Annotated in this window: 9 protein-coding genes and 1 pseudogene; 6 read left to right on the top strand and 4 right to left on the bottom strand. The window is 70.0% G+C overall.

Annotated elements, in window-relative coordinates; genetic code table 11:
* From DI573_RS12690 to DI573_RS12680, 3 genes are all read left to right on the top strand, one after another.
* Positions 1–246, top strand: a 246-nt coding sequence (locus DI573_RS12690; RefSeq protein WP_292814889.1) for an iron chelate uptake ABC transporter family permease subunit, incomplete at its 5' end; no start/stop codon positions are given.
* A complete protein-coding gene (locus DI573_RS12685; RefSeq protein ID WP_292814886.1) occupies positions 243–1,235 on the top strand; it encodes an iron chelate uptake ABC transporter family permease subunit in 993 nt (330 codons plus the stop codon). The genes DI573_RS12690 and DI573_RS12685, both read left to right, overlap by 4 nt.
* Position 1,236: 1 nt before the next feature.
* On the top strand, positions 1,237–1,989 hold the full coding sequence (locus DI573_RS12680; RefSeq protein ID WP_292814884.1) for an ATP-binding cassette domain-containing protein: 753 nt from the start codon (positions 1,237–1,239) through the stop codon (positions 1,987–1,989).
* A 1-nt stretch (position 1,990) separates the two neighbouring features.
* Here DI573_RS12680 and DI573_RS12675 read toward each other — a convergent pair whose 3' ends face one another.
* Positions 1,991–2,968 carry a bile acid:sodium symporter gene (locus DI573_RS12675; RefSeq protein ID WP_292814880.1) on the bottom strand — a complete coding sequence of 326 codons (978 nt, stop codon included), beginning with the start codon at positions 2,966–2,968 and terminating at the stop codon, positions 1,991–1,993.
* Between the two features lie 40 nt (positions 2,969–3,008).
* Here DI573_RS12675 and DI573_RS12670 point away from each other — a divergent pair, with 40 nt between their 5' ends.
* The 3 genes from DI573_RS12670 to DI573_RS12660 all read left to right on the top strand — a co-directional run bounded on the left by DI573_RS12670 (position 3,009) and on the right by DI573_RS12660 (position 6,346).
* Positions 3,009–3,644, top strand: a complete 636-nt coding sequence (locus tag DI573_RS12670) for a cyclodeaminase/cyclohydrolase family protein (RefSeq protein WP_292814877.1) — start codon at positions 3,009–3,011, stop codon at positions 3,642–3,644.
* Positions 3,645–3,707: 63 nt separating this feature from the next.
* Positions 3,708–4,688, top strand: a complete 981-nt coding sequence (locus DI573_RS12665; protein WP_292814874.1) for a TIGR03885 family FMN-dependent LLM class oxidoreductase — start codon at positions 3,708–3,710, stop codon at positions 4,686–4,688.
* Complete coding sequence (locus DI573_RS12660; protein WP_292814871.1) at positions 4,685–6,346, top strand: alpha-amylase family protein; 1,662 nt, start codon at positions 4,685–4,687, stop codon at positions 6,344–6,346. Before DI573_RS12665 ends, DI573_RS12660 begins: the two co-directional genes overlap by 4 nt.
* A gap of 60 nt (positions 6,347–6,406) precedes the next feature.
* Here DI573_RS12660 and DI573_RS12655 read toward each other — a convergent pair whose 3' ends face one another.
* From DI573_RS12655 to DI573_RS14760, 3 genes and pseudogenes are all read right to left on the bottom strand, one after another.
* Entirely contained in the window at positions 6,407–7,057 is a 651-nt protein-coding gene (locus DI573_RS12655; RefSeq protein WP_363331367.1) for a YdeI/OmpD-associated family protein, read from the bottom strand.
* Positions 7,058–7,182: 125 nt separating this feature from the next.
* Positions 7,183–7,992 carry an HNH endonuclease signature motif containing protein gene (locus tag DI573_RS12650; RefSeq protein ID WP_292814868.1) on the bottom strand — a complete coding sequence of 270 codons (810 nt, stop codon included), beginning with the start codon at positions 7,990–7,992 and terminating at the stop codon, positions 7,183–7,185.
* Positions 7,993–8,008: 16 nt separating this feature from the next.
* Positions 8,009–8,488, bottom strand: a pseudogene (locus DI573_RS14760) (DUF222 domain-containing protein); the annotation flags it as partial.
* Between the last annotated feature and the right edge of the window lie 31 nt (positions 8,489–8,519).

Genomic DNA, 8,519 nt, shown 5'->3' with positions numbered 1-8,519 from the left:
CTCATCGGCGACAACATGCGCCGCGCCGTGCCGCTCGTGGCACTGCTCGGCGCCTCGATCGTGCTGCTGTGCGACATCATCGGACGCCTCGTGCGGTTCCCTTTCGAGATCCCCCTCTCGCTCGTCATGGGCGTGCTCGGCGGCATCGTCTTCCTCTGGCTGCTCCTCGGCACGGCGAAACAGGTGGATGCTGTCGGCCCCCGTCGCACGCGTCGCGCCAGCCTCATGCGGGGCGGTGCCCGATGAGCGCACCCGTGCGCAGCGCAGCATCCCGTGCCGTCGCCGCCGTGCGCACGCCGCGCATCGCTCTGCTCGTGCTCTCCGCCCTCGCCGTCGGCGTGTGCCTGGCGTTCCTGTTCACCGACCTGCCCGGAAAGTGGGAGTACGCGCTCGGCCTGCGCTGGCGCACCGTCGCGGGCATGGTGATCGCCGCCGCGGCGATCGGGGCGGCCACGGTGCTGTTCCAGACGATCACCGCCAACCGCATCCTCACTCCCGGCATCATGGGCTTCGACGCGGTGTTCCTCGCGATCCAGACGGTCGTCGCCTTCGCGATCGGGCCGGCGCTCCTGGTCAGCGCCCCGCCGCTCGCGTCGTGGGGCGTCGAGCTCGTGCTCATGATGGGCTCGATCGTGCTGCTGTACTGGTGGCTCTTCCAGCGCCGGCGCCTCGACCTGCACGTGATCGTGCTCGCGGGGCTGATCCTCGGGGTGCTGTTCCGCTCGGTGACGGGGTTCATCCAGCGACTGCTCGACCCCGACACGTTCGCCATCGTCCAGGACCTCACGTTCGCGAGTTTCACCTCGGTCGACCGCGAACTGCTCGTGCCCACCGCGGTGCTCGTCGCGGTCGCCCTCGCCTCGCTCTGGCCGATCCGCCGCGAACTCGACGTGCTCTCGCTCGGCGAGACCACGGCGGTCTCGCTCGGCGTCGAGCACCGGCGCGTCGTGATGCACGTGATCGTCGTCATCTCGGCACTGGTGGCGGCATCCACCGCGCTCGTGGGGCCGGTGACGTTCTTCGGGCTCATCGTCGCCAACCTCGCCTACGGGGCCGTCGGCCACCGGCATCTGCGGAGCGTCCCGGCATCGATCGCGATCGGCGTGGTTGCGCTCGTCGGCGGGCAGCTGATCCTCGATCGGGTGCTGGGCTTCGGCACGGAGCTGCCGGTCGTGATCGAGTTCGTCGGCGGTCTGTTCTTCATCCTGCTCGTGCTCACCGGAAGGGCTCGCTGACATGATCGTGACCGAATCGGTCGTCAAACGCCACGGCTCCCTCGTGGCACTCGACGACGTCTCGCTCGAGGTGCGTCCCGGCGTCACGGCGATCATCGGCCCCAACGGGGCGGGCAAGTCGACCCTGCTCGCCGGAATCGGGCGCCTCTCGGCGACGGATGCCGGGGCCATCACGGTCGACGGGCTCGATGTCGTCCACACCAGGTCGCGGGTGCTCGCGCGCCGCCTCGCGATCCTGCGTCAGGACAACCATCTCGCGATCCGGCTGAGCGTCGAGGATCTCGTCGCCTACGGTCGCTTTCCGCACGGGGGTTCGGGACGCACGCCTCACGATCGCGAACTCGTCGAGAACGCGCTCGACCTGCTCGACCTGGGCGCCGTCCGACGGCGCTTTCTCGACGAGCTGTCGGGCGGTCAGCGGCAGCGTGCGTTCGTCGCGATGGCGCTCGCGCAGGACACCGACCATCTGCTGCTCGACGAGCCGCTCAACAACCTCGATCCTCGGCACGGCGTCGCGCTGATGAAGCTGCTGCGTCGGCTCGCCGACGAACGCGGCATGACGATCGTGGTCGTGCTGCACGACATCAACGTCGCCGGTCGCTTCGCAGACGACATCGTCGCGATGCGTGCGGGCCGGGTCGTGCACCACGGCCCGGTGGGCGAGGTGCTCACCGCCCCGAATCTCTCGGCGCTCTACGAGACTCCCGCGCACGTCATCGAGATGAGCGGACGACCCGTGATCGTGTGGGACTGAGTCATCGGGGACTGAGGGGCTGGGTCGCAGGTCGCCGCGTCGCGGCCCAGACCATCGTCACCATGACGAGCAGCTCGACGAGGGTCTGGGTGACCACGACCAGTGGTGTGAGGGCGAAGCCCGCGGGGAGGGCGAGGGCGAGGGGCAGCACGACGAGCGAGTTGCGGGTGACGCCGCTGAAGACCACGGCGGTGCGGCCGGGTCGATCGAGTCGCGCGACGCGACCCGCGACGGCTCCGACGCCCGCCATGATCGCGGCGAACGCCGCGTAGAGCGGCACGAGGGCGATGAGCACGGCCCACGAGCCGGCGACGGCGTGCACCTGCGAGGCGACGACGATCGCGAGGGTTGCGATCATGAGCGGCACCATGGCGGCGGTGACGGCAGCATCCACTCGCCTCGCCCATCGCACGCGGCGGGCGAGCAGCTGGGTCGCGACCGCCGCCCCCAGAGGCAGCACGATCAGCAGCACGAACGCCTCGATGAAGGGGCGCAGATCCAGGGATGCCGCGAACGTGTCGCCGACCATGAGCCACAGGTACAGCGGCAACAGCACCATCTGGGCCAGCATGAGCAGCGGCGTCGCGGCGAGCAGGCGGGCGCGCGAGCCGCCGGCGAGGCCCGTGAAGACGATGACGTAGTCCACACACGGGGTGAGGAGCACGAGCAGCACCCCGACGAGCACCGCGGTGTCGCCGGCGACGAATCGCGACAGGACGAATGCCACCGCGGGGGCGCACACGAAGTTGACGATCAGGATCGTCGTGAGGAACCGCCGGTCGCGCACCGCACGGCCGATCTCGGCGAAAGGAACGCCGAGGAACGTCGCGTACAGCAGCAGCGCCAGCACCGGGGTGATGGCGGTTTCGAGCGGGCGCGCAGCGGCCGGCACCAGCATCCCGAACCCGGCGCCGAGCGCGAGCGCGCCCACGTACAGCAGCACCTGGTGCCGCTCCATCCACGGTGTCGCGTGCGTCATCGGGTACAAGTCTGCCCCAGGCGGGAGTACCGTGACGCGCATGGACGACGACGCCCGCATCCGGCCCACCATCAGTCTCGAGCACTGGCTCGACCGCCTCGCCGAACCGACGGGGGCGCCCGGTGGGGGAGCTGCGAGTGGGATCATGATGGCGATCGCCGCGGCGCTGCTGCACATGGTCGCCGCCTACACGCGGGGCGACGAACGGGCGGATGCTGCCGGTCAGCGCCTGCAGGAGCTGCGCGCCGCGGCGCTCGAGGCCGCCGAGGCGGACGGCGTGAGATCGGCCGAGCTGGGGGAGGCGCTCGCGCACCCGGGCGGTCCCGCTCGCGATCCGCTGCTGCGCCGTGCGGCGGTCGCGGCGGCCGTGTCGTCACAGAGACTCGGCGGGGTCGGCGTCGATCTGGTCGACGAACTGCATCTGATGGCGGCGATCGGCAACCCGAGTCTCGCGGCCGACCTCGTCGTCGCCGCCGAAGCCCTCGCCGCCGGTCTCGGCGGAGCCCTGACCAACCTGCGCGCCTGTGTCGATCTCGCTGAGGTCCACGCGACCGCGGGCGATGAGATGTCGTCCGACCTCGCTGAGGCCGCCGCCTTCGACGAACGCATCGCCGCGGCGCGCCTGGCTGCGTCCGAGGTCGCGGCCGAGACCTCCGCCGGCGCCGCGGCATCGTAGCCGACGCACCCGCTCGCCGCACGGCCCTATCGCCCCGCGCGCCGCGCCGCCACAGTGGAGCACATGGTCTTCATCGGGTACCACGCCTCGCACGAGCAGATCGCCCCGCGCGACCTGCTGAGATACGTCCAGGATGCCGAGGCCGCGGGCTTCGACGGCGCCATGTGCTCCGACCACCTGGCGCCCTGGACGACCCGCCAGGGAGAGTCGGGTTTCGCGCTGAGCTGGATCGCGGCGGCTCTCGCCACGACGCGGTTCTCGATCGGCATGGTCAACGCTCCCGGTCAGCGTTACCACCCGGTCATCGTCGCGCAGGCCTTCGCGACGCTCGAGCAGATGTTCCCCGGGCGCTTCTGGGCGGCGCTCGGCAGCGGGGAGGCGATGAACGAGCACGTCACGGGCGACGAATGGCCGGCGAAGGACGTGCGCACCGCGCGGCTCGGCGAATGCGTCGACGTCATGCGCCGGCTGTGGCAGGGCCAGGAGGTGGATCACGACGGGCTCGTGCGGGTGCATCGCGCGCGGGTGTGGAGCCTGCCCGACGTGCCGCCGCCGCTGCTGGCGACCGCGGTGACGCCCGAGACGGCGGCGTGGGCCGCGGCCTGGGCCGAGGGCATCGCGACCGTCGCGCAGGCCCCCGAGGCGCTCAGCGCTCTGCTCGAGGCCTACAACGGCGCCGGCGGCCGCGGCCCCCGCGTGCTGCAGGTGCATGTCAGCTTCGCCGACACGGATGCCGAGGCCTACGCCCTCGCGCACGACCAGTGGCGCAACGGCCTCGTCTCGCCGCCGCTCGCGTGGGACCTCGAGCAGCCCGAGCAGTTCGACGCGCGCACCGAGAACCCGGACGAGGCCGAGCTGCGCAGAGCTGTGCTCGTCGCGCACGATCCGCTCGACCTCGCTGGCCGGATCGCCGACCTCGTGCGCCTCGGGTTCGATCGCGTCTACATCCATCACGTCGGCCGCGATCAGCGAGGGTTTCTCGCGGCCGCAGGCGAGCGCATCCTGCCCGTCCTTCGTGACGCGCTCGAGGAGACGACCCCGTGAAGATCACCGACACCAGCGACCTGTGGTGGAAGACCGCCGTCGTCTACTGCCTCGACGTCGAGACGTTCGTCGATTCGAACGGCGATGGCATCGGCGACCTGCAGGGCCTCGCCCAGCGCATCGACTACCTCGCGCAGGTGGGCGTGACGGTGCTGTGGCTGATGCCCTTCTATCCGACTCCCGACCGCGACGACGGTTACGACGTGAGCGACTTCTACGGCGTGGATTCGCGGCTCGGCACACACGGGGACCTGGTCGAGGTGATCCGCACCGCGAAGGACCGGGGCATGCGGGTGATCGTCGATCTGGTCGTGAATCACTCCTCGGACAAGCATCCGTGGTTCGTCTCGGCCAAGCGGAGCGTCAACTCGCCCTACCGCGACTACTACGTGTGGACGGACGAGCCGCCCGCGCACGCACCCAACGAGGTCTTTCCCGGAGAGGAGGACAGCATCTGGGAGAAGGACGAGCGCAGCGGCCAGTACTACCTGCACAGCTTCTACCGTCACCAGCCCGATCTGAACGTCGCGAACCCCAAGGTGCGCGACGAGATCGCCAAGATCATCGGCTTCTGGCTGCAGATGGGGATCTCGGGCTTTCGCGTCGACGCCGTGCCGTTCCTGCTCGAGGTGCCGACCGGTGCCGATATGGGCGATCCGCACGACTTTCTGCGCGACATCCGCCAGTTCATGCAGCGCCGCTCGAGCGAGGCGATCCTTCTCGGCGAGGTCAATCTGCCGTACGAGAAGCAGCTGGACTATTTCGGACGCAACGACGCGCATGAGCTGACGATGCAGTTCGACTTCGTGGGGATGCAGGCGATCTATCTCTCGCTCGCGAGGGCCGACCCCGCACCCCTGGTCGCGGCGCTGCAGGCTCGGCCGGCGATCGCGCGTGAGTCGCAGTGGGCGAACTTTCTGCGCAACCACGACGAGCTCACGCTCGACAAGCTCAGCGACGACGAACGCGCCGAGGTCTTCGAGGCCTTCGCGCCCGAGGAGTACCAGCGTGTGTACGGCCGGGGCATCGTGCGTCGTCTGCCGCCGATGCTGCGGGGTGATCCGCGTCGCATCCGGATGGCGTACAGCCTGATGTTCAGCCTGCCCGGCACCCCCGTGCTGTTCTATGGCGAGGAGATCGGGATGGGCGAGAACGCCGACCTCGACAAGCGCCAAGTGGTGCGGACGCCGATGCAGTGGACCGACGGCGCGGTGGGCGGGTTCTCGTCGGCCACGGCCTCGCGCCTGGTCGCGCCGCCACCCGGGGACGGATACGCGCCCGCGCACGTCAACGTGGCCGATCAGCTCAACGATCGCGGCAGTCTGCTGCACTTCTTCCGCGACCTCACCGGGCGCTACCGCATCTCGCCCGAGCTCGGCTGGGGTGAGCTGACGATCCTCGACGGCGGCGTGCCGGGGGTGCTCGTGCACAGCGTGAGCGCGGATGTGGGCACGATGGTCGCGGTGCACAACTTCACCGATGTGCCCGCGACGGTGCGCATCGATCTGCCGGCCGAGCCCGAGGGCACGGGCCTGGTGGATCTGTTCGGGCCGGAGCGCATGCCGCTCGACGGGCGCTCAGGCATCGACCTCGAGATCGATGCATACGGGTACCGATGGCTGCGCGTATCGCGGCCGGGGGACGGGCGTCTGACGTAGGGAGCTCGTCGCGCGGGTCGCGGCTCGCGGCTGGCGGCCGCTTTCCGCGGGATTTGCGGCTCAGGATGCCGGAGGCTCGGCGTGCCAGCCCGCGATCAGCCGTGCCACACGCGTCGCGCGGGTCTGGGCGCTCGGTGCGGTCACGACCTGATGGATGGCGGCGTAGCGGTCGGCGCGGGAAAGGGCCGCGAATCGCTGCGCGGCCGCGGGAGCTGCGTCCAGCGCGTCGGAGAGGTCGGTGGGAATCTCGGCCGTCGCGGGCCCGGCGTACGCACGCTCCCATCGGCCGTCGGCTTGTGCGCGATCGATCTCGCGCCGGCCGCGCGGTCGCATACGGCGTTCCGAGATGAGCGCCTCGACGATGCCGACGTTGCGCTGCGACCACATCGAGGTCTTGCGGCGCGGCGTGAAGTGCTGCTGAAAGGTCTCATCATCGATGCGGTTGCGGCGTCCGTCGATCCATCCACTGCAGAGTGCTTCGTCGAGCGCTTCGGCATAGGTGAGGGTTGTGGGTGTGGTCGTGCCCTTCTTCGCCAGCACGAGATACACCCCGTCGGAGGTGTCTTCGTGGATGTCGAGCCACGCGCGCCACGCCGCCGCATCGGCCACGACGAGCCTCTCGAGGGTCGGGCGGGTGCCGATGCCGTTGCTGCCGTCTGCGTTCTCGCCGCTAGCGTTGTGCGCGCTCGGCGGGGGTGCGGAGGGGGACATGGCAACAGCTTCCCAGAGGGCGCCGACACGAATGAGCGCGTCCGCGTCGAGCTCGAAGGCGTGCCTCAGCAGGGTGCGCCCTTCGACCGGCTCAGGACTTGCCGCGTCAGGCTCAGTTCGCCGGTTCAGAAGGGTGCGTCCTCAAGGTCGGGCATGAATCCGATGGTGACCGGTGGTGGGGTGTCTGTGTAGTGGAGTCCGCCGGGGGATATCCATTCGATGACTCCGCCGGGGTGGTGTTTCACCCGCCAGGGCGTCTCACCCTTCAGAGTGTGATGTCGTCGACAGAGCGCGCAGAGGTTTCTGTGGTCGGTGGCTCCGCCGAGGGCAAAATCCTCACCATGATCCATATCGCACCGATGGGTGGGCATGCGGCAGCCCGGGAATCTGCAGTGCGGATCCCTCACCCTCAGATGTCGGGTGAGGTCTGCGGATCTTGTGTATCTGTCGACGGCGAGGACTCCGCCGGTGATGGGGTCGGCGAGTACGCGTTCCCATCCGGGTACCGAGGCGGCGAGGATCCTCGCGGTGTCGAGGTCAATCGGGGTGCGTCCGACGAGCTCTGCGGGGTCATCGGTCACGCCGGCGAGTGCGAGGGCGGGGACGGTGACGTTGACGGTTGCGCGGATGGAGGCGAGTCCGCCGTGTCCGTCGCCGAGCCCTTCACCGGTCTGGGGGTCGATGCGGTGGGTGAGGACCATCTCCATGAGCACGTCGGCACGCACCTGATCCAGGGTCCGAGAATCCACCGGGACTCCGTCACCCTCGGCCTCGGCGGCGTCCTCGCCCTCGACCTCGGCGGCGTCCGCGGCTTCGGCCGCGTCCGCGGTTTGGGCGGCGTGTGCGGTGTTGAGGACGTCGCGGGCGATGTGGGTGATCATGTCGTGGATGCCGTGCACCGGTACCGCCGGGCCCCGGAGGAGGAGTTCGCTCATTCCGTCTGAGTTCGCTCATTCCGTCTTCGACGTCCCGCACCCACACCCCGCCGCTCTTGCGCGCGACCTGATGCCGCTCCGCGAACGTCGTCGGCTGCACCTGCTCCACCAGCCGTGCGAGTTGCGGTCCGAGCCGCCCGGGTGTGGTGGACGCGGCCCGCTCCAACGCCTCAACCTCGAACGCGGCGCGCACCTCCGGGTCGGTGAGTTTCACCCCGTGTTCCACGATCGCCCGCACATGCCCGACCGACACGACACCCGCGGCCAGCGCCTCGAACGACGCCGCGAACCGGTTCACGAGGGTGTGGGCGTCGTTCATCCGCCGCTGTACCGAACGATCGGGTTGCCGCGCACACGCCCCCAGCTCCGCGGCCAGTGCCCGCAAGGGTAGTTCGGCTTCGCGGCCGGCGGAGCGGGGGATCTCCGCGACCCGTTCCAACCCCACCGCCTGCGCCTCGGCCAGCACCGCCATGACCTCAGCTTCGGCCGAGGCCACCCCTGCCACCGCGGCCGCGTACTTCGCCGCA

This window comes from Microbacterium sp. (assembly GCF_003248605.1).
Taxonomy (GTDB): Bacteria; Actinomycetota; Actinomycetes; order Actinomycetales; family Microbacteriaceae; genus Microbacterium.
This window is presented reverse-complemented; position numbering and strand designations above follow the sequence as displayed.

Excerpts from the sequence above, each read along its gene's own strand:
- DI573_RS12685 (WP_292814886.1), top strand. The coding sequence starts at position 243 with ATGAGCGCACCCGTGCGCAGCGCAGCATCCCGTGCCGTCGCCGCCGTG.
- DI573_RS12680 (WP_292814884.1), top strand. The coding sequence starts at position 1,237 with ATGATCGTGACCGAATCGGTCGTCAAACGCCACGGCTCCCTCGTGGCA.
- DI573_RS12675 (WP_292814880.1), bottom strand. The coding sequence starts at position 2,968 with ATGACGCACGCGACACCGTGGATGGAGCGGCACCAGGTGCTGCTGTAC.
- DI573_RS12670 (WP_292814877.1), top strand. The coding sequence starts at position 3,009 with ATGGACGACGACGCCCGCATCCGGCCCACCATCAGTCTCGAGCACTGG.
- DI573_RS12665 (WP_292814874.1), top strand. The coding sequence starts at position 3,708 with ATGGTCTTCATCGGGTACCACGCCTCGCACGAGCAGATCGCCCCGCGC.
- DI573_RS12655 (WP_363331367.1), bottom strand. The coding sequence starts at position 7,057 with ATGTCCCCCTCCGCACCCCCGCCGAGCGCGCACAACGCTAGCGGCGAG.
- DI573_RS12650 (WP_292814868.1), bottom strand. The coding sequence starts at position 7,992 with ATGAGCGAACTCCTCCTCCGGGGCCCGGCGGTACCGGTGCACGGCATC.